This window comes from Deinococcus sp. YIM 77859 (assembly GCF_000745175.1).
Classification (GTDB): domain Bacteria; phylum Deinococcota; class Deinococci; order Deinococcales; family Deinococcaceae; genus Deinococcus.
On the sequence record NZ_JQNI01000002.1, the window covers coordinates 1,340,856 to 1,360,648 of the forward strand.

General features: G+C 68.1%; 22 protein-coding genes. 9 read left to right on the plus strand and 13 right to left on the minus strand.

Annotated elements, in window-relative coordinates:
• Genes EI73_RS06665 through EI73_RS06680 form a run of 4 tightly spaced genes read left to right on the plus strand, consistent with a single transcriptional unit; the run spans position 1 to position 3,915 of the window.
• On the plus strand, positions 1-891 hold the full coding sequence (locus EI73_RS06665) for a carbohydrate ABC transporter permease (RefSeq protein WP_034385327.1): 891 nt from the start codon (positions 1-3) through the stop codon (positions 889-891).
• 2 nt (positions 892-893) lie between these two features.
• Positions 894-1,895, plus strand: coding sequence for a glycoside hydrolase family 43 protein (locus EI73_RS06670; RefSeq protein WP_034385329.1), 1,002 nt, complete (start codon positions 894-896; stop codon positions 1,893-1,895).
• A complete protein-coding gene (locus EI73_RS06675) occupies positions 1,892-2,998 on the plus strand; it encodes a Xaa-Pro peptidase family protein (RefSeq protein ID WP_034385331.1) in 1,107 nt (368 codons plus the stop codon). The genes EI73_RS06670 and EI73_RS06675 overlap by 4 nt, the downstream gene beginning before the upstream one ends.
• Positions 2,995-3,915, plus strand: a complete 921-nt coding sequence (locus EI73_RS06680; RefSeq protein WP_034385333.1) for a glycoside hydrolase family 43 protein — start codon at positions 2,995-2,997, stop codon at positions 3,913-3,915. Before EI73_RS06675 ends, EI73_RS06680 begins: the two co-directional genes overlap by 4 nt.
• A gap of 13 nt (positions 3,916-3,928) precedes the next feature.
• Here EI73_RS06680 and EI73_RS06685 read toward each other — a convergent pair whose 3' ends face one another.
• Positions 3,929-4,774, minus strand: a complete 846-nt coding sequence (locus tag EI73_RS06685; protein WP_034385334.1) for a VOC family protein — start codon at positions 4,772-4,774, stop codon at positions 3,929-3,931.
• 146 nt (positions 4,775-4,920) lie between these two features.
• Here EI73_RS06685 and EI73_RS06690 point away from each other — a divergent pair, with 146 nt between their 5' ends.
• The gene (locus EI73_RS06690; RefSeq protein WP_034385336.1) at positions 4,921-6,384 is read left to right on the plus strand and encodes a hypothetical protein; all 1,464 of its coding nucleotides are present in this window, start codon (positions 4,921-4,923) and stop codon (positions 6,382-6,384) included.
• Between the two features lie 61 nt (positions 6,385-6,445).
• Here the strand turns inward: EI73_RS06690 and EI73_RS06695 are convergent, their stop codons facing one another.
• From EI73_RS06695 to tdh, 4 genes are all read right to left on the minus strand, one after another.
• Positions 6,446-7,459 (minus strand): ribose-phosphate pyrophosphokinase, encoded by a 1,014-nt coding sequence (locus EI73_RS06695; protein ID WP_231557300.1) that lies wholly within the window; start codon positions 7,457-7,459, stop codon positions 6,446-6,448.
• Between the two features lie 156 nt (positions 7,460-7,615).
• The gene (gene dnaJ, locus EI73_RS06700) at positions 7,616-8,728 is read right to left on the minus strand and encodes a molecular chaperone DnaJ (protein ID WP_034385339.1); all 1,113 of its coding nucleotides are present in this window, start codon (positions 8,726-8,728) and stop codon (positions 7,616-7,618) included.
• Between the two features lie 76 nt (positions 8,729-8,804).
• Complete coding sequence (trpS, locus tag EI73_RS06705; protein WP_034385341.1) at positions 8,805-9,833, minus strand: tryptophan--tRNA ligase; 1,029 nt, start codon at positions 9,831-9,833, stop codon at positions 8,805-8,807.
• Positions 9,834-9,971: 138 nt separating this feature from the next.
• The gene (gene tdh / locus EI73_RS06710) at positions 9,972-11,009 is read right to left on the minus strand and encodes an L-threonine 3-dehydrogenase (protein WP_034385343.1); all 1,038 of its coding nucleotides are present in this window, start codon (positions 11,007-11,009) and stop codon (positions 9,972-9,974) included.
• A gap of 182 nt (positions 11,010-11,191) precedes the next feature.
• Here tdh and EI73_RS06715 point away from each other — a divergent pair, with 182 nt between their 5' ends.
• Together EI73_RS06715 and EI73_RS06720 are read left to right on the plus strand one after the other, a co-directional pair.
• Positions 11,192-11,377, plus strand: coding sequence for a hypothetical protein (locus EI73_RS06715; protein ID WP_034385345.1), 186 nt, complete (start codon positions 11,192-11,194; stop codon positions 11,375-11,377).
• A 20-nt stretch (positions 11,378-11,397) separates the two neighbouring features.
• Entirely contained in the window at positions 11,398-11,820 is a 423-nt protein-coding gene (locus EI73_RS06720; protein ID WP_034385348.1) for a hypothetical protein, read from the plus strand.
• An 8-nt stretch (positions 11,821-11,828) separates the two neighbouring features.
• On the opposite strand, the gene mqnB is transcribed toward EI73_RS06720, so the two are convergent.
• From mqnB to EI73_RS06750, 6 genes are all read right to left on the minus strand, one after another.
• Positions 11,829-12,458: a futalosine hydrolase gene (gene mqnB, locus EI73_RS06725; protein ID WP_034385349.1), complete on the minus strand. Its 630-nt coding sequence runs from the start codon at positions 12,456-12,458 to the stop codon at positions 11,829-11,831.
• 10 nt (positions 12,459-12,468) lie between these two features.
• Positions 12,469-12,888 carry an organic hydroperoxide resistance protein gene (locus tag EI73_RS06730; RefSeq protein ID WP_034385351.1) on the minus strand — a complete coding sequence of 140 codons (420 nt, stop codon included), beginning with the start codon at positions 12,886-12,888 and terminating at the stop codon, positions 12,469-12,471.
• A 54-nt stretch (positions 12,889-12,942) separates the two neighbouring features.
• Positions 12,943-14,544 carry a flotillin family protein gene (locus EI73_RS06735; RefSeq protein WP_231557301.1) on the minus strand — a complete coding sequence of 534 codons (1,602 nt, stop codon included), beginning with the start codon at positions 14,542-14,544 and terminating at the stop codon, positions 12,943-12,945.
• A 40-nt stretch (positions 14,545-14,584) separates the two neighbouring features.
• Complete coding sequence (locus EI73_RS06740) at positions 14,585-15,085, minus strand: NfeD family protein (protein ID WP_034385352.1); 501 nt, start codon at positions 15,083-15,085, stop codon at positions 14,585-14,587.
• Between the two features lie 89 nt (positions 15,086-15,174).
• Complete coding sequence (pdxH, locus tag EI73_RS06745; protein ID WP_034385354.1) at positions 15,175-15,819, minus strand: pyridoxamine 5'-phosphate oxidase; 645 nt, start codon at positions 15,817-15,819, stop codon at positions 15,175-15,177.
• The gene (locus tag EI73_RS06750; protein ID WP_034387871.1) at positions 15,812-16,648 is read right to left on the minus strand and encodes a DNA-formamidopyrimidine glycosylase; all 837 of its coding nucleotides are present in this window, start codon (positions 16,646-16,648) and stop codon (positions 15,812-15,814) included. Before EI73_RS06750 ends, pdxH begins: the two co-directional genes overlap by 8 nt.
• 76 nt (positions 16,649-16,724) lie before the next feature.
• On the opposite strand from EI73_RS06750, the gene EI73_RS06755 reads away from it, so the two are divergent.
• Positions 16,725-17,360 (plus strand): pyroglutamyl-peptidase I, encoded by a 636-nt coding sequence (locus tag EI73_RS06755; protein ID WP_034385356.1) that lies wholly within the window; start codon positions 16,725-16,727, stop codon positions 17,358-17,360.
• A 26-nt stretch (positions 17,361-17,386) separates the two neighbouring features.
• Here EI73_RS06755 and EI73_RS06760 read toward each other — a convergent pair whose 3' ends face one another.
• Together EI73_RS06760 and EI73_RS06765 are read right to left on the minus strand one after the other, a co-directional pair.
• Complete coding sequence (locus EI73_RS06760) at positions 17,387-17,692, minus strand: hypothetical protein (RefSeq protein ID WP_034385359.1); 306 nt, start codon at positions 17,690-17,692, stop codon at positions 17,387-17,389.
• A gap of 13 nt (positions 17,693-17,705) precedes the next feature.
• A complete protein-coding gene (locus EI73_RS06765) occupies positions 17,706-19,592 on the minus strand; it encodes an SARP family transcriptional regulator (protein WP_034385361.1) in 1,887 nt (628 codons plus the stop codon).
• A gap of 22 nt (positions 19,593-19,614) precedes the next feature.
• Between EI73_RS06765 and EI73_RS16240 the strand changes: the two genes are divergently transcribed.
• Positions 19,615-19,761, plus strand: coding sequence for a hypothetical protein (locus EI73_RS16240; protein WP_156103475.1), 147 nt, complete (start codon positions 19,615-19,617; stop codon positions 19,759-19,761).
• The last annotated feature ends 32 nt before the right edge of the window (positions 19,762-19,793 follow it).

Below are 19,793 nucleotides of genomic sequence, written 5' to 3' on the forward strand. Positions count from 1 at the left end.
ATGGCCGCGCCCAGCCCTACGCCGCACCGCACCGCGCCCGTTCCCAAAGGGCTCCAGGCAAGGAAGCGCCGCGTCCCGCGTGATTTGCCGCGCTTCGTGCTGTTGTGCCTGCTCGCCGTGCTGTTTCTGGCACCGATCTACTGGATGGTCGCCACGTCCCTCAAGCCGGAAACGGACGTGATCGCCTCGCCGACCCAGTGGGTTCCGCTGCGTCCTACGCTGAACAACTACCGTGAGGTGCTCACCTCGCCCGACGGCAACATCCTGCGCTGGATGTGGAACTCGTTGTTTGTCGCCGCGGTGTTTACCGTGCTGCATGTCGCCCTCTGTGCGCTCACCGCCTATCCGCTCGCCCGCATGCGCTTCCCAGGACGGGACGCGATCTTCTGGTTCATCCTGGGCAGCATGATGGTGCCCGGCGTGGTGACCCTGATCCCCACGTACCTGATGATGCTGCGCTTTGACTGGATCAATTCCTTTCACGCCCTGATCTGGCCGGGCCTCGCTGGAGCCTTTGGTGTCTTTCTGCTGCGGCAGTTTTTCATCAGCCTGCCGCGCGAGCTCGAGGAGGCGGCGCGGCTCGACGGTGCTAGCAGCCTTCAGGTGCTGTGGCACGTCGTCCTGCCCCTGAGTCTTCCTGCGCTGGTCACGCTCGGCGTCTTTGCCTTTATGGGCTCTTGGAACAACTTCATCTGGCCGACCTTTGTCGTGACCGACATCGATAAGCTCACGCTGCCGGTAGGGGTCAATACCTTTTCCCAACGGTACGTCACCGAGTACGGCAAACTGATGGCTTCGACCGCCATCGCGAGTATTCCAGTGCTGATCGCGTACCTGCTGGCGCAGCGGTACCTGATCGAGGGCCTTTCTACCACCGGTTTGAAGGAGTAAGCATGCCCCACCCCCGGCTCGCTCTGGCTTTGACCCTCACGGCGCTGCTCATTCCCTGCGCAACGCTGGCAGGCGGAGGACCCCCTTCCACCACAACCTTTCGCAATCCGGTGTTGGATGAGAATTTCCCCGACCCCTTCATTCTCAAGGTCGGCAACACCTACCACGCCTACTCGACGAACAGCGGCAACGACAACGTGCCCTACGCGGTGAGCCGCGATCTGGTGCACTGGAAACGGTCAGGAGACGCGCTGCCGGTGCTCCCCAGGTGGGCGGAAGGCGGACGGACCTGGGCACCAGAGGTGGCGAACATCGGCAACCGCTTCGTGCTGTACTTCACCGCGCACGACACCCTGAGTGGCCGCCAGTGCATCGGCGCGGCGACCGCCACCTCGCCCGCCGGGCCGTTTCGTGACGCAGCCGCGAGGCCCCTGGTGTGCCAGGAGGCCGAGGGCGGCAGCATCGACGCCAGCCCCTTCCGGGATGTGGACGGCCGGTGGTACCTGCTGTGGAAAAACGACGGGAACTGCTGCAACCAACTCACCAACCTCTACCTTCAGCCCCTCGCGGAAGGCGGGTTGAAACTGACCGGCAAGGCCACAGCGCTCCTCCACAACTTCGAGCTGTGGGAGGGCAACGTGATCGAGGCCCCGACCCTCTACCACTCGGGCGGCGTGTATTACCTGCTGTACTCGGGCGGTCCCTTCGGTAGCGACCTGTATGGAGTGGGCTACGCGACGGCCAGGCGGCTCACCGGCCCGTACCGCAAAGCGCCGGAAAATCCCATTCTGGTGAGCAAAGGCGCGGTCGCCGGGCCCGGTCATCAGGCGGTGATCCAGGACGGCGCGGGCCGCACCTGGCTGGCCTACCACGCCTGGACGGCGGGGCGCATCGGGGACGCGGTGGGCTACCGCAGCCTGCGGCTGGACCCGGTGACCTTTGCGGGCGGCCGGGTGAAGGTGGCGGGGCCGACCCTCACGCCGCAGAGGGCGCCCACACCATGAACCGCCGGGAGGAAGTGGAGACCAAACTCACCTGGGTGCGGGAGGCGCTGGCCCAGGCGGGGGCGGAAACCTGTCGCCTGCGCGGAACAGACTGGTTTGCCTGGGCGACGGCAGGAGGGTCCAGCACCGTCCTCCTGACCGCTGAGACCGGCGTAGCGGAGGTGGTGGTCCGGCCAGAAGAAGCCTTTGTCCTCACCGACCGGATCGAGGCTGCGCGGCTCACCGCAGAGGAACTCGGCGGCGGAGAGCTGGACGCGGTGCTGCCTGTCCGCGCGGTGCCCTGGGGGGACGGGCAGGCCTGGGAGGCGGCGGCGCGCGAAGAGGCCACCCGAATCCTGAGTGACCGCCCGGGACCAAGCGAAGCCCCCCTGCCCCCCGAACTCGAAGCCCGCAAACGGATTCTGTTGCCCAGCGAGCTGGACCGCTTTCGCCGGGTGGGACGGGACGCAGCCCAGGCCGTGACCGAGGTGCTGTTTGCCGCCACCCCGGACATGACCGAACTGGACCTTGCCGGGGAGGCCAGCGCGGCGCTGCGGCGGCGCGGGCTGGAAGACGCGCTCGCCCTGGTCGCGGGCGAACGCCGCCTGCCGCTGTACCGCCATCCCACGCCACAGGCCGAGCCGCTGGGGTCGGTCGCCATGCTGGTGGTGTGCGCCCGGGGGCACGGCCTGGTCGCCAGCCTCACCCGCTTTGTGGCCTTTGCTCCCCTGCCCGCCGAACTGCGCGCCGCGCACGCGGAGGTCAGCGCCGTAGAGGCTGCCGTGCTGGCGGCCTCCCGTCCCGGCGCCGCCCTCGCGGACCTGTACGGGGTGCTGGCCCAGGCGTACCGCGACCTGGGACATCCGCAGGCTCTTTTTGAGCACCATCAGGGGGGAATCGCTGGATACCGAGCACGCGAGGCCATCGCCACGCCGGATGCCTCCGTCACCCTGTCGGCCGGGAATGTCCTCGCCTGGAATCCCAGCGTACGCGGCGCAAAGATCGAGGACACCATCGCGCTGACGGGAGAGGGACTGGAAGTGCTCACCCTCGACCCGCGCTGGCCGCAGGCTCCCGTCAACGGCCTGGACCGTCCCCTCGTTCTGGAAAGGCTGGGCCGATGACCCTCACCGCTCCCCTGCCCCAGGCACCGCTGTACCCCGGCGATTTTGCGGATCCCTTTGTGCTGCACGTGGACGGCACGTACTACGCCTACGGCACCGGCCTGCACGGTCAGGCAGGCCAGCGTGCCTTTGAGGTGCTGTCCTCCCCCGACCTGATCCACTGGACCTCGCACGGGGGCGTGCTGGAGCCCCTGGGCGCGGAGCCGCTGGACTACTGGGCACCCGAAGTCGCGTCGGAGAACGGCACCTTCTTCCTGTACTACTCGGTGGGCCACGGCGACAAGCATCACCACCTGCGGGTGGCGACCGCCACCCATCCGCTCGGTCCCTTCACCGACCTGGGCCTGAACCTCACACCGGGAGAGCTGTTCGCCATCGATCCGCACCCCTTCCGGGCCCCGGACGGGTCGTGGTGGCTTTTCTATGCCCGCGACGACCTGAGCGGCGAGCGGCCCGGCACGCTGCTTGCCGTTGCCCCACTGCAAGACATGACCCATCTGGGCGAACCGCAGACCATCCTGCGCGCAAGCGGTGACTGGCAGGTCTACCAGCGCGCCCGCCCGATGTACGGGGCCGTCTACGACTGGCACACCCTGGAGGGCCCCTTCGTGCTGTACCGGGAAGGGCGCTTCCACCTGCTGTATTCGGGCGGCGCCTGGATCAACGAGACGTACGGCGTGGGGCATGCGGTGGCCGACCACCCCCTGGGGCCCTGGACCGAGCCCCTGCCGGGCGCGAACGTGCTCAGGACGGCCGGGCACCTGCGCGGCCCTGGTCATGCCAGCGTCACCCGGCGGGGCGAGGAAGACATCCTGGTCTTTCACGCCTGGAACGAGGCACGCACCCGGCGGCAGCTGCACGCCGCCCCGCTGCGCTGGGTGAACGGCCAGCCGACGGCGCTGCCCGAGTCCCTCTGACCGTCACCGCGGCCTACCCCAGCCGCACGGTCACCCGGTGACCCCAGGGATCCTCGAAGCCCAGTGCCCCATCCTCATCCTGCACGTTCAGGCCCAGACCCGCGAGGTGGGCCCGCAGCGGCGCGAGGTCGGGCGTGACGAATTCGATACCGCCCAGACCGGCCGCAGGCGTCTCAGGTTTTCCCTGCCCACACGAGTGCCACTCGTTGAGGCCGAGGTGGTGGTGATACCCCCCCCAGGACAGGAAGCTCGCGCCCGGAAGGTGTGAGACGATATTCAGGCCAAGGGCACGGCGGTAGAAGCGGGCTGCCTCCGCCGCGTTCCCGACCTTGAGGTGAACGTGACCGACCGTGGTCCCGGCGGGGGCGCCCTTGAAAGGCCTTCCTTCGGCGGAGGCCAGCACACCCTGCACATCCACCGGCAGCGTGTCCATCCGCACCAGACCGTTGTCCCAGGTCCACTCCGAGCGGGGGCGGTCGCGGTAGACCTCGATGCCGTTCCCCTCGGGATCCGTCAGGTAGATCGCCTCGCTGACGAGGTGATCCCCGGTTCCCAGGCGCAAGCCCAGGCGAGCGGCGTGCGCCAGCCAGCGGCCCAGATCAGCGCGGGTGGGAAGCAAAAACGCCGTGTGGTAGAGCCCCGGACGGCTGGGCCGCGGCGCGGGGAGGTCGGGGCGGGCCAACAGGTGGAGGAGGGGCCTGCCGTGTGCGCCGAGCGTGACCGAGTCCGCCGCCTGTGCCAGCGGCCCCAGCCCCAGCAGGGTGGTATAGAAATCGGCCAGCCGCGGCAGATCCCGCGCCAGCAGCGTGACGGGGCCGACGTGCGTGGACGCGGACAGAACAGGCGGAGCAGCGGTCACGCCTCAGCGTGGCCCTTTAGCTTTAAAAGGTCAAGCCCTTTTGAATACAAATCAATACCAAGAACCTGATCCACCAAAAGGTGGATGATCGAGCCTCTTTTGAGGCTCATACTCAGAAGAGTATAACCTCAATTCTTGGAGGCCCTATGGTTCAAACTGCGCTCCATACCCTTCTAGGGGCCCTCTCCTGGCTGGCTGGGCTGGTGGTGCCGCTGGCGATGATGCTCGCGGCGCTGCTCGTGGCGCTGCTGCTGATCGGGCTGCTGGACCGCGAGCGGTTCCGGGTGGGGCTGAGTTGGGCGGGTTCCCAACTGCCAGGGCTGGGCCGCTGGCTGCTGGTGGCGCTCGCGGTGGGGGCGGGAATTCTCGCGACCGAGGTCACGCGGCGGGCGGTGGATGCACGGCTGGGGGCCCAACTGAATGCCCGCTACGCGAACGCGGCGGACCCGGCGGGCGGACAAACCGTGCAGTCGGCCCCGCGCGTGAGCCTGCTCACGACCCGCACGTACTCGCGCCGCCTGGTGCTGCCCGCCGACGTGTACGCCCGGCTGAACCTCGGTGGCGGCTGGGAAACGCTGCTGCCCTATTTCGGGAACCCACCCGGCCTGACTGTGCAGGATCTGCGCGAGGGCTTTACCCGGCAGGGTGAGAACTTGATCTACGCCCGTGACGTGACCCTGCAAACCGAGGAGCCGCTGGGCCTGGACACCACCCGTGCCCGCGCCGACCTACGCTTCGTGGACCCGGCGGGCGGGCGCGGGACGTACTACAACGCCACGTTCAGCGCCGACTACACCTTCACCAACCCGCGTCAGGAGGCGGCTCCGGTGCGCTTCGTCTTCCCGCTTCCCTCCGGCAGCGGCACCCTCAGCAGCTTCCGGCTGACGGTGAACGGCCAGAGCTACCGCGCCAGCGATCTGCGCGAAGGGAGCGTCTGGGAGGGCGTGGTTCCCGCCGGACAGACGGTGCGCGTCAGCGTCACCTACCGGCATCAGGGGTCGCGCGGCTGGAGTTACCGTCTCGCCGATCGCCGGGAACCGCTGCGGAACCTCGATCTGACCGTCACCGCCGACCGGCCCGCCAAGTTCGAGCGCTACAGCCTCTACCCCACGTCGGTCACCCGCTCGGCGTTCGGCGGCCTGCAAACGCTGCGCTGGCGGCTTCAGGACGTGATCACCGCGCAGAATGTGGCGGTGGTGTTCGCACAGGGCAGTGTGCGCGAGATGCTCGCCAAGATCGGGCTGATGGAGCCGCCCACGCTGCTCCTCGCCGCACTGCTGGCCCTCGCGTGGGCGGGGCTGCGCCGCCTGCCCCTGCCACCGCTGCGCCTGGCGGGCGCGGTTCTGGGGCTTGCCCTCGGCTTCGTGTGGGGCGGCGTGCTCACCGCGTACCTGCCGCCCGCCCTGGCCTTGCCGCTCGGTGCGCTGGCAGGCCTCTTCTTCAGCGTGCTGGCCCTGGGCCGCGCCTTCCTCCCGCCGCTCCTCGTCACCGCCCTGATCCCGCTCGCTTTCTTGGTCGTGGGACACTCCGGCCTGTTACTCACGTTGCTGGCAGCGGGCACGCTGCTCGTGGGCCTGATGACCTGGAGGCTACCCCGGCAAGCTGGCTAGAGCGACACAACGAGGAGGGGAAGACCGGCCTTGGGTCTTCCCCCTTTGCCCTGCGCTCCGCTCACTCGAAGAGCGTGCTGACACTCTCCCCGGTGTGGATGTTGGCGATGGCATTGGCAAAAAGGGGCGACACGTCGAGCACGGCCAGCTTGCCGCCAGCGGCGGCCACCTTCTCCGGCGACACGTAGACCGTGTTCGTACTGGCGACCTGGGTCACGTCCAGGCTGGCGATGCGCTCGATGGCAGGCCCGGTGTAGACGCCGTGGGTCACCCCGACGTACACGTCCTTGGCGCCCATGCTGCGCGCGATGTTCACGGTCTCGACCAGGCTCCCCGCCGTGCTGATCTCGTCGTCCACAATGAATACTGTTTTGCCTTCCACACTGCCGATCAGGGCGCGCGGGCGGACCTCGGTATCCGAGAGGCGCTCCTTGTCGATCATGGCGAGGCCTGCGCCCAGGCGGCGCGCAATCTGACTGGCCCGTTTGATGCTGCCGGCGTCGGGGGCCAGGACCACGCCTTCACTGGCGTTGGGCACACACTGCCTGAAGTGCGCGCTCAGCACGCGGTCTGCCGAGAGGTGATCGACCGGCACCTTGAAAAAGCCGTGGACCTGCGGCGCGTGGAGCGTCATGGTCAGCACGCGGTCCGCTCCCGCCGCCTGCAAAATATCGGCCAGCAAGCGCCCCGCAATGGAGATGCGCGGGCTGTCCTTTTTGTCGCTGCGAGCATAGGAGAAGTAGGGAATCACCGCCGTGACGCGGCCCGCCGACGCGCTTTTGGCCGCGTCGATCATGAGGAGCAGCTCCATAATCGCGTCACTCACCGGCGTACTAAAGGACTGCACGATAAAGACGTCCCCCTCGCGCAGTGACTGCTCGTAGTGCACGATGATGTTGTCGTTCGTGAACTTCTCGGTCTTGCTGACACCCAGCGGGATACCCAGGTTGTCGCAGATCGCCTGCGCAAGCGGGCGGTTACTCTGCCCGGCAAAGACCAGCAGCGGGCGGCGGCGGCTCTGCGAGAGACGCTCAGCCAGGGTGCGTTCGGACACGGCGGGTTCAGTCACGGTCACGGGGAATACCTCCGGGGCAGGTGAGAAAGGGTCGCGGGGAGACGACCGCACAGCAGCATACCCGGCCCTTCACGCTGCTGTCACGGGACAGTCAGGCCGGGACAGACCATACGGGGGAGGCGCGCTCTTTGCACCTCCCCCGCCCGGCTGCTCCGGTCACTCGCCCCGGAAAATCTTGCCCACCCGGTCAAAAAAGCCCTCGCGGTGCTCGTGGACCTCGTCCCCAACGGCGCGGGCGTAGGCGTGCAGGGCCTCGCGCGCCTCCGGCGTGAGCTGCGAGGGCTTGGGCACCGCAATCTCGTACTCAACGACCAGGTCGCCCACTCCGGCCCCTTGCAGGCGGGGCAGACCCTGGCCGCGCAGGCGGTACAGGTCGCCGTGCTGCGTTCCTGGCTTGACCTCCACCGTCTGCGGACCGTCTAGGGTGGGCACCGTAATCTGCCCGCCGAGGGCAGCCTTGGCAAAGCTGATCGAAGCGGTGTAGATCAGGTTCTCGGCCTCGCGGCGCAGCTCGGGGTGCGGCACCATCTCGATATGCACGTACAGGTCGCCGTTCCCGCCCGGCCCCTCGTGCCCCATGCCCGCCACGCGGATGCGGTACCCCTCGTCGATGCCGCGCGGCAGCTTGACCCCCACCTTCTCGGCCTTGAGGGTACGGCCCCTTCCGTGGCAAACCGTGCAGGGCTCCTGAATCACCTGGCCCTCGCCGCGGCAGGTGGGGCAGGGCTGCTGCGTCTCCACCACGCCGAAGATCGTGCGGGCCTGCGCGCGCACCACCCCCAGCCCCCCGCAGGTCGGGCAGCTCTTGGGGGGCTTTCCCCCCGGCTCGGTGCGGCTGCCGTGACAGTGCTCGCAGGTGGTGAGGCGGTCGACCTCCACCTCGATCTCATCACCCGCGCGGGCCTGCTCCAACGTGACGCGCGCCTCGGTCTCGATGTCGTCACCGCGCGCCGGACCCCGGCGGCCCCCACGTCCGCCCAGTCCCCCGAAGAGCTGCTCGAAGATGTCCATCGGGTCAAAGCCCATGCCGCCAAAGGGATCCCCGCCCGGCATGCCCGCGCCCGGCGCGCTGCCAAAGCGGTCGTAGTGCGCGCGCTTCTCGGGGTCCGAGAGCACGGCATAGGCCTCGTTGATCTTGGCAAACTGCTCGGCGGCCCCCGGTTCCTTGTTGCGGTCGGGGTGAAACTTCAGGGCCAGCTTGCGGTAGGAGGATTTGATCTCGTCGGCGCTCGCGGTGCGCGAGACACCCAGCAGTTCGTAGTAGTCCATGTGTGTTCACGCCGGGACCCGGCCCGACCTCCGTGCCCTAGGTTAACACGAGCGGACTCAAGAAACGTGGGTGCGTCTAGGGTGTGGGCTGGGGGATGTGGGCAGCCGGGAAGTAGTCCAGGTGCATCGCCTGGCGGACCGCCTGCATCGTTCCGGCGGCCACCTCGCGGCCCCGCTCAGTCCCTTCACGCACGATGGCTTCCACACCCGCCATGTCCCGCGCGAACTCGGCGCGGCGCTCGCGGATTGGGGCGAGCGTTTCTTCCAGCACCTCCAGCAGATGCCACTTGACCTTCACGTCGCCCAGGCCGCCGCGGCGGTAGTGGTCCTTGAGGGCCTGCACGCGCGCCTTGTCGGGGTCGAAGGCGTCCAGATAGGCGAAGACCGGGTTGCCCTCCACCTGGCCGGGGTCCTCGACGCGCAGGTGGCCCGGATCGGTGTACATGCCGCGGACCTTGCGGGCCACCTCGTCCGCGCTGTCGGACAGGAAGATGGCGTTGCCCAGCGACTTGCTCATCTTGGCCTTGCCGTCCAGGCCGGGCAGGCGGGCCACTTCACCAACCAGAGCCTGCGGTTCGACCAGCACGGGCGCGTAGAGGTGGTTGAAGCGCCGCACGATCTCGCGGGTCTGCTCGATCATCGGGAGCTGGTCTTCGCCGACCGGCACGAGGTTCGCGCCGAAGGCCGTGATATCCGCCGCCTGTGAGACGGGATAGACGAAGAACCCGGCGGGCACCGCCTCGCCGTAGCCCTTCTGCGCGATCTCGGTCTTGACGGTCGGATTCTGCCGCAGGTGCGACACGGTGACGAGGTTCAGGTAGAAGACGGTCAGCTCCGCGATCTGGGGCACCTGCGACTGGATCACGAAGGTCACTTCCTGCGGGTCCAGGCCCACGGCCAGGTAATCCAGCGCCACCTCCAGCACGTTGTCCCGCACCTTCCGCGGGTTCTCGAAGTTGTCGGTGAGGGCCTGCACGTCCGCGATCAGGATGTAGGTGTCGTAGTCGCGTTGCAGCGCGACGCGGTTGCGCAGTGAGCCGACATAGTGGCCGATATGCAGGGGGCCGGTCGGACGGTCTCCGGTCAGGATGCGGGGTTTGTTCATAGGGAAGCCTCCAGAGGGAAAAGAAAACGCGCCCAGATCACTCCGGGCGCGGCCTGCACAGGGTCAGGGAAAGTCACCCGGCTAACAACCGGGCCACCACCAGCCAAAGCGCAGGCTCATGGGGAACATGCTAGCAGGCTAGACCCCCGCCTCCCAGTCCAGGATCACCTTGCCGCTTTGCCCGCTGAGCATCGCATCAAAGCCCTTCTGGTAGTCGTCGATGGAAAAGCGGTGCGTCAGCACGGGCGTGAGGTCCAGGCCCGACTGGATCAGGGCCGTCATCTTGTACCAGGTTTCAAACATCTCGCGGCCATAGATGCCCTTGAGGGTCAGGCCCTTGAAGATCACGTCGTTCCAGTCGATGTCCACCTGCCCGGAGGGGATGCCCAGGATGGCGATCTTGCCGCCGTTGTTCATCACGCGGACCATCTGCGCGAAGGCGGCCCCCGACCCGCTCATCTCCATGCCCACATCGAAGCCCTCCGTCATCCCGAGTTCGCGCCGCGCGACCTCCCACAGGTCCTCACGGGCGACATTGACGGCGCGAGTCGCCCCCATCCGGCGGGCCAGCTCCAGGCGGTAGTCATTGATGTCAGTGACGACCACGTTGCGCGCGCCCACGTGCCGGGCGACAGCGGCGGCCATCACGCCGATAGGCCCCGCGCCGGTGATCAGCACGTCCTCGCCTACCAGATCGAAGCTGAGGGCGGTGTGCACCGCGTTGCCGAAGGGGTCGAAAATGGCGGCGATCTCGTCGGGGATGTCGCCCGGGATCTTAAAGGCATTCAAGGCGGGCAGCACGAGGTATTCCGCGAAGGAACCCGGCCGGTTCACGCCCACCCCCAGCGTGTTGCGGCAGAGGTGGCGCCGCCCCGCCCGGCAGTTGCGGCAGTGACCACAGGTGATGTGACCCTCGCCGCTCACCCGGTCCCCGAGGCTGAAGCCGCGCACCTCGCTGCCCATCCCAGCCACCACGCCGACGTACTCATGCCCGACCACCATCGGAACGGGAATTGTCTTTTGCGCCCACTCGTCCCACCGGTAGATATGGACGTCGGTGCCGCAGATGGAACTGTTCTTCACGCGAATCAGCAGGTCGTTGGGCCCGGGCGTGGGCACTTCCGTTTCGATCATCCACAGGCCCGGGCGGGCTTCCTGCTTGCTGAGGGCCTTCATGGTGGCGGGCGGAGTTGGGACAGCGGTCATGACAGTTCCTTTCGGAAAGAGAGGCAGAAAGCGGGTTGTGGAGGCTGCGCCGCGGCCAGCAGCGGCCAGCGCAGCAGGACGTCTTACCATAGCGCCCGGGCAGGTCACCGACCAGGCCGCGCTGCACAGAGCGCCCCGGTGAGAAGGCCGAAGTGACCCTCAAGGCGGGGCAGGAGCAGGCCGAGTACGCTGAGCCCATGATCAGGTATCACCAGCAGAACGCGCTGCACCCCGAAAAGGACACCGAGATCAGCGTGAACCTCACGCCGCTGCTGTTTTTCCTGGTGGGGTACGTGACGGTCAGGGCGCTGCTGGGCTCCCAGCGGCACGCCAGATAAGCCCGCGCTACCCTGGCCCCATGACCAAGCCGAACGAACCCCAGCAGTTTAGAAGCGCGGGCAGCGGCCGCTCCGTGGTGCCCGGCTGGATGAATCTGGTGCCCGGCCAGCCCGACGCGGTCGAGGTTCAGCTCGACCTTGATCCCGCTGACCAGGACCGCGAACAGGCCTGTCTGCTCGTGGAGTACTGGGCAACGCCCGAAGACATCACCCTGCAAAGCATCCTGCCGGTGCGGGCTTTTTCCGCCACGCCGGAAGGGTGGTGCCTCTTTCTTCCCGCGCAGGGCCGAATGCTGGTCCGCGCGCTCGACCCGGAGCCCAACCCGCCCATTCTGGCCAGCCACTGGATCAACGTGGACCCGCAAACACCCGTCGGCACCGTTGTCCATGTGCGCGTGAAGTACCCCGCCCCGCAACAAGGGGAGGACCAGCCCGCGCACTAGGCGGACGCCTACACACCCTCCAGGAGGCCTGCCAAACCACGCCGGGTGGCGGCAAGCGCTTCCGGAATCCGCCAGGCTCGGCGGTCGCGGGGACCAACCGGGTTGCTGACGCCGCGGAGTTCGAGGACCGGCACTCCCGCAAGCAGCGCCGCGTGTGCCACACCTGCTCCCTCCATCCCTTCGGTGAGCGCACCGGGATAACGCCGGGCGAGTTCGGCGGCGCGTTCCGCCGTGCCGGTCACCGTGCCCAGGGTGAGGGTGGGACCGCAGGCCGCCCCCAGAGCCGCGGCGAGTTGGGCCGCCCCGTCCCAAACAGCGAACGTCCCGGTGTGTGCCGCTCCGGGCAGCACCGACAAGCCCAGGGCCGCGAGGTCAAGGAAGTTTTCGCCGTCCCACGCCCCCAAGTCCGCCTGCACCATCACGCTGGAGACCGCGAGATCACCTGCCTGTAGGCCGCTGCCGGGGTACGCGCCGCCGATTCCGGCACTCACGGCCAGGTCAAAGGATTCACGGGCCAAGGCCTGCCACGTGGCCAGCGCCGCCGCGACCGGCCCAACACCGCTCACCACCACCCGAGCGGGGAGGTCCGCGAGCCCTGCGGCCTCCCCGGCGGTGGCGACGACAATCAGGACGTTCATGCCGCCCGGGTTAGTCCGCGACCTTGAGGCGAACCGGCACGTTGTCCCGAGTCGCTACGCTGTAGGGACAGACCTGGTGCGCGGCATGCATGAGCGCCTCGGCCTCCGCGCGAGACAGGCCGGGAAAGCGGCCCTCCAGTTCCACGTCGAGCGCAAAGGCGAGGCCGCTCTTTCGCAGGCCCACGCGGGCGGTCATGGTGCTGGCGGGGTCCAGCTCGATCTTCTGCCGGCGGGCAACCACCCCCAGCGCCCCCAGAAAACAGGCCGCGTATCCGGCCGCAAAGAGTTCCTCGGGGTTGGTGCCGGGCCCGCCCTCACCCCCCAGCTCAGCGGGCACACTCAGGGACAGTTCGAGGCGGCCGTCACTGGACTTGACTGCTCCGGCGCGGCCTCCGGTGGCGGTGACTTCGGCGGTGTAGAGGTTACTCATAGGGACATCATGCCGCCCGCGGCGCTGCCTGCCCAAGTGTTCAACCGGTCCCGCTCAAGCATCGGTCTTGGCCGGCACCGGGGGAGCGGGCTGCACCGCGCTCGCCCCGTTCCCCTTCGGCTTGCCGGTAGTCTGGAGGAGGCTGAGCAGGTTCACGCCCGTCGCGTTCTCCACCTGCTCGACCATGCCGATGATGTTGGCGGGAAGGGTCTGCACCGCGCTGCGCGTGGCCTGCCCGTTCCCGGAATCAATGACGGTGAGCTTGTCGATCTGCATCTCCTGCACGCTCTTGGCGAACGCCTCGACGATGCCGGGCAGCATATTCAGGACGTAGGCCCGCTCGCCTTCCGGCCCAGCCTGGCGGAAGGCTTCGACCATCAGGCGCACCGCCTCGGCCTTGGCCCGGCCCTCCTCGATGATGGGGGCCGCGGCGGCCTGCGCGGCCAGCAGCTCGGCCTCGCGTTTGGCGCGAGCAGGAGCCACCACGTCGGCTTCCAGCCGCTTCTGGTTGAGCAGCACGCGCTCCTGTTCGAGTTCCTGCTCGGCCACAACACGAGCACGCTCGGCAGCAACCTTCGCCTCGTTCTCACGAGCTGCCGCCAGGGCTTCCAGTTCGGCCTTGCGCACCCGCAGCTCGTTCTCGCGTTCCAAAATCGCCTGCTGCGCGGTGGTTTGGGCGATGGTGGCGCGCTGCCGGGCCTGAGCCTCGACCTCGGCGGCCTCAGCATTCTGCTGCGCCTCCACCATACGGGCCTCACGTTCAGCCTGAGCGCGGCGCTGACGCAAGGCCGCCTGGAGGGCCGCCTGTTCCTGTTCAAAGTTCTGGGTGGCACGCACCTTGGCCAGTTCGGACTCGACCGCGGCCTCGTTCTGGCGCGACAGCTGAATGGCATTGAGTTCGGTGCGGCGCACCTCCAGCTTGTTCTGCTCCTCCAAGATGGCCTGCTGACTGATCGCCTGCGCGACCTGGCTGCGCTGGAGGGCCTGGGCTTCGGCCTGTGCCGCCTCGGCGTTGCGCTCGGCCTCCGCGATGCGTGCCTCCTTGAGCACTTCGGCGGCCTTGCGGCGCCCGATGGCATTCAGGTAGCCTCCCACGTCGGACACGTTCTGAATCTTGAGGGTATCGAGCTTGATGCCGAGGTTATTCATGTCGTGCTCGGCCTCCTCGATCAGGGCTTCGGCGAAGCGCAACCGGTCCTCGTTGATCTCCTCGGGCGTCAGGGTCGCCACCACGCCGCGCAGGTTGCCCTCCAGCGTGTCGCGGACGATGTTGGTCACGCTCTCGCGCGGCACGTCCAGAAAACGCTCGATCGCATTGGAAAGCTGCGGCTCCTGCGCGTTGATTTTGACGTTGGCCACCGCGTGGATCTTGAGCGGAATCCCGCCCTTGGAGTAGGCGTTCTCTATGGAGAGGTCAAGTGGAATCGTCGTGAGGTCCATCCACGACACCTTTTCCAGCACCGGAATACGAAAGGCCCGCCCGCCGCGAATGACGCGGTAACCCACCGTATCGCCCTCCTCTGTGCGGCGGCTGCGGCCCGAGATCACCAGCACCCGGTTGGGCGGCACCACAATCAAAAACTTCTGGATGAGGACGAGCACGAGAATGATTCCCAGCAGGATCAGGGCGGCAGCCATCAGCGTTCCAGTCAGCACGAGTCTCTCCTTTGCGGAAGGTTCTTGCGAGAAAGGGACATCACGCCCGTCCGTCCCAGGCTTTCACGTCCAGCACGCCGCCCTGCACGCCGATCACGATCACGGCGTCACCGGTTCGCAGCGCGTCGTCACTGCGGGCAAGCACATGTTCGATCTGTCCCGCCACCGTGAGGGCCACCTTGCCCGGCCGGCTCGGTGCCGGGGGCACCAGCACCTTGCCCGTGCGCCCCACCAGGCGGCCCGCCGCGCCGCTCACCTCGCCACGCGTTCGCGCCAGCCGCAGGGCAAAGGCGGTAAAGCCCCCCACCGCCAACCCGGTCACAAGCGCCAGAGTCAGCCGGCCCGGCCCGGCCAGACCCATCAGGCCGCCCACCACCCCCGCGAGCCCAAAAAAGGCCGCAAAACTCACCAGCGCGCGCAGTGAGAACCAGGAGGCGAGGTCGCCCGCCTCCGGGTGGCCGACATCCACGTCGTGCCCACCCAGCAGGGACAGGGCAAGCAGTCCGCCGCCCACCAGCAGGCACAGCAGATACAGGTCCATTCCAGCAGGTCCTCCTCTCTAGAGGGTACGCCCTCGGCAGCGGAAAAGTTGCAGCACCTGAGCGTCTGAGAGGAGCGGCCAGGCCGGTTCTACGGCATCAAGCGCTCGATGCGCCAGCTCTCCCCGGCCCGAGTGTACCGAAAGCGGTCGTGCAGACGGCCCGGCCGGCCCTGCCAGAATTCCCACTCCTGCACCTGAACGCGGTAGCCGCCCCAGAAGTCGGGTTTGGGGATGGTCGTGCCCTCAGGAAACTGCGTTTGCAGGGCAGCGAACCGGGCTTCGAGCACCTCTCGGCTCCCGACCGGCGCGCTTTGCGGAGTACTCACATGGGCCGCGAGCTGGCTCTCGCGGGGGCGAGCGTGAAAGTAGGCCGTGCTTTCCTCCTCGGGCACCCGCGCGACCGGCCCGTAGGCCCGCACCTGCCGCTCGTGTTCGGCCCAGTGGAACAGCAGTTCTGCCTGCGGGTTCTGGGCCAGGTCACGGCCCTTGTGCGATTCGTAGTTCGTGTAGAAGGTCAGGCCGCGCTCGTCCGCCCCGCGCAGCAGGACGGTCCGCACGCTGGGCCGCCCCAACGCGTCGGCCGTGGCCAGGCTGAGGGCGTAGGGCTCGCGCAACCCTGCACCCAGGGCTTCCTCGAGCCAACGGTGAAACTGCCGCAGGGGATCGGGGTCGAGGTCGGCGCGGCGCAGCTCGGCGCGGGCGTAGGTGAGGCGCAGCGAGGTGAGGTCAGGCATCTCTTCTCCTGAGGAGCTGGCAGCGCGGACAAACATGCGTGCCGCGTCCTCCCAGCACCGTCTTCTGAAGAGGGGTTCCGCAGCGGGGGCAGGGGGCGCCGGCGCGGCCATAGACGTTGTGTCGCCCCTGAAAGGAGCCCCGCTCGCCGTCGTGCTGGCGGTAGTTGCCCAAGCCGTCCCCGAGAGAACTGCCCCCGGCCTCCACCGCCTCATGCATCACCGCGCGGATGGCGTGGTAGAGGCGGCCCGCCTCCTCGCGGGTCAGGTGGGTTTGGGCGGGGTGAATCCGAGCCCGCCACAGGCTCTCGTCAGCGTAGATGTTGCCCACGCCGCTCACGGGTTTCTGCGAGAGCAGCCAGGGCTTGACCGCTCCAGCTCGTGCCGCCAACCGAGCAAAGTCCTCCTCGCGGAAGTCTTCGGAGAGCGGCTCCGGCCCCATCGCCAGGAGGGTGGGCATTCCCCGGTACTCGCCCGCGGGCACCACCGCCATCTTGCCGAAGCGCCGGGGGTCGTGGAAGTAGAGGGACCCCGCGTCGGTCGTGAGAACGGCGCGGGTGTGGGGCCCCTCCTGAAGCCGAAAGCCCCCCGTCATGCCCAGGTGCACAACCAGTTCGAGGTCATGGCGCTCGTCCTCCGCCGCACCGGCTGCCGCGAGGTGCAGCATCAGGTATTTGCCGCGGCGCGAAAGGCCACGAACACGCCGCCCGTGCGCGCGGTGCGTGTCGCGGTAGCGGTGAGGGGCGTCGTGCGTGATCTCAAGGATGGTGCGCCCCATGAGGAGCGGTTCGAGCTTGCGGCGTGTGGTCTCGACCTCGGGGAGTTCCGGCACCGGTCGAGCATACCGGCGCGGGAGGCCAAACACTGCGGAAGAGGCAACTGAATTCCTTCTGCCGTATTCTCGCCGCATGCCCACGCTGCTCCTCACCGGCTTCGAGCCCTTTCACACGCACCCGGTGAATCCCAGCGCGCAGGCGGCACAAGCGCTGGACGGGCAGGCCGTGGGCCAAACGCGCGTCCAGTCGGCGCTGCTGCCCGTCGAGCCCCAGGCGGCGGCGACGCAGCTCCGGGCACTGCTGGATGAGTATCGGCCCAATGCCGTGCTGCTCACGGGCCTCGCGGCGGGCCGCCCGCAAGTGACGGTCGAGCGGGTTGCCCTCAACGTCATGGACTTTTCCATTCCCGACAACGCGGGGCAAACCTACCGCGATCACCCCGCCTGCGCAGACGCCGCAGCTCCCGCCGCCTACCTCAGCACCCTCCCCCTGCGTTCGGTCGTGGCCGGATGGCGAGCGGCGGGGATTCCGGGCCACATCAGCAACACGGCGGGCCTGTACGTGTGCAACTTCGTGCTGTACTGCGCCCTGCATCACCTGGCCATCACGGGTCACCGGCACGTTCCCTGCGGCTTCCTGCACGTGCCTGCCAATGCCGCCGTGGCTCTGGCTGTTCCAGAAGATCGCCCCGCCCTTCCCTACCTCCCGCAGGAGGAGATCACGCGGGCGGTCTGGGTGGCGGCAAAGGTTGTAGGAGACGAGCTGTAGCGGCCGGAGAAACGCCCCTCCATTCCCTACGGAAAGGGTGCCCGTCCCGCCACCCAGCCGCCCTCGGGTCCCCCGGCCCAGTGCCACTCGCCGTCTTCCTGGGGTTTCTGGGCCAAGGCGTCCAGAACCGCCGCGAGCGGCACGCGCCGGGCAAAGCGGGTGCGGGCGTGCCAGGCGGCAAGCGCCGGACCAGGGTCCACCGGACGCAGGCCGCGCAGGGCAGCCGCCGCGCGGTTCACCGCCAGATCAAAAAGCGCGGCGGGCACCGCGCCCCCCGGAGCTGTTCCGCGGGGATCGGGGGCATTCAGAAAGGGGCGTTCGGCAGGAGACACAAACCGCTCCCGTTCAGGAACGCATGCGGTGGAGTTCCACCACGTAGCGGGCGAGTTCCTGTGGGGTCGCCACCCGCCGGGCGAGCTCGACCCGGGTTTCCAGCACCCCCACATCGTAGGGGTCCACGCGCAGGAACTCGTTGGTCAGCAGGAGTGCCCGCCGCAGATCACCCTCCTCGCGGGCACGGTTCAGATGGGCGCGCAACTCCAGCGTGAGCAGCACCCGCAGCTCCTCCCGCAGCTCGTCGGCCCACTCGCTCTCTAGCCGCAGGCCCGGCAAAAAGGGACCACGGTAGAGGGCCAACGCACAGGCCAGGTCCCCCGCCCTCAGCGCCGCGCGCAGCTCCGTCACGTCGAGCTCCACGTGAACGTCTGGGCCCAGGCGATAGCGGGGCTGCTTGGCGCTGCCCTCCATCTGCAGCACTTCTGGCCCGAGGCGCTGGCGCAGCTCACGAAACACCGCTCGGAAGTAATCCCCGGCGGTCTTGGGATCGCGGTCGGGGTAGATGCTCGCTTCCAGTTCCCGGCGGCTGCGGCCCGGATGGAGGGCGAGGTAGGCGAGGGTGAGGACACTTCCTTCCAGGCTGAGGGGCACTCGTTCGCCTCCCCGCTCCACCTCCGCGCGGCCCAGCGTCAACACGCGCAGGCGCAGGGGGGTCGCCGGAGGGTCCTGCGGCCTCGGAAAGGCCAGCTTCTCCAGCACGAGCTGCGTATCAGGGGCCAGGTCCGGATCCAGCAGGGCACGCTGGACCAGATTGGGGAGTTCCTGAACATCGGGGCGGTACAGCATGCGGTCCCGAGCGCTGACGAGCACCCTCAGCGCCTCGCCCAACGTGTTGAGACTCGCCGCCGCGTCCCCCAGGGCGGCCTGGGCCTCGGCGAGATGCAGCAGCGCCCGAACCCGCAGCCCCTCTCCCAGCCCTGGGGTCTCGAGCACTCGCGTGAGGTGCTCGGCCGCCTGGGCGTGATGCTGCCGGCGCCGCAGGAGAATCCCCCGCGTGAGGATCACCGCTGGATGCGCGGCGTCCGGTGCCAGGTCAAGCAGGACTTCCAGCGCCCGCCCGTGCTCTCCCTGGCGGCTGTACAGGTCCGCGAGGCGAGTGGCCGTCCAGGTCAGCAGCTCGAAATCACGGGTCGTTTCGGCAATCCTGCGCAGATCCTGGAGGTTCTGCATGTACGCGGCCTGTTCTCCAGTCAGGTAGTGCAGCTCCGCCTCGATGGCCAGTAGATAAGCCTTAGGTGTAAGCGCCTCAGTGTCAGTCAATACCTCCCAGCCCTGCGTCAGGGTCGCCCGCGCTCCAGCGAAGTCCCCGGTCAGCACCTGCACATTGGCCAGCCCCGTCAGTGCGGACAGGCGAGCCACAGGCGTTCTGTCGGTCGGCAGAAGGCGCAGCGCCTCGCCGTAGAGGTGCCGGGCACGGGCCATATCCCCCATTTGGACCAGCATCTGCGCGACCGTCTGGGTCACGCGCCCAATCCGCTCGTCGTCCCCCAGGGCCAGATAGCCGCGCCAGGCCTGCTCGCAGCGCTCCAGGCCCCCCGCCATGTGCCCTGCCTGGAATTCCGCTGTTCCCCACCACCTGAGCGCTCGCAGCGCGAGTTCTCCCGTCAGGCCGGGGGTGATTGCCTGAAAGTGCCGAATGGCCTCCGCAAAGCGGCCCTGAAGCCGCAGCACATTGCCGTATTCGACCCGCGCTTCTGCGTCTCCCTGCTCACTGGCCCGCAGCAGGGGTAACTCTGCTTCGGGTAAAAGCCGACTCCAAAGATACGCCATCCCCAGAAGACGCCACTCCGCTGCTGTGCGGGGCGGGACAGCCGTCAGCCGCGTGATGACCATGTCATACCGTCCGGCGTCAAACTGCGCCTGAAGTTCTATGAACCGGTCCACATCGGGGGTCATCGCGTCTATGCTAGAGTAAGGCATGCCCATCAAAAAAACCGTGAAGGTTCTGGCGGTTCTGGCGGCGGTCGTCTTCTCGGTGGCACAGGCGGGTCCCCCTGACTATGGTGTTGCCGCTCCTGCCAAGCAAACTGCCAGTCAGGCCACCGACCTCCTGGCTGACCGCTGACCCAAGCCCTCTAGGACCGGGGATGCAGGCTG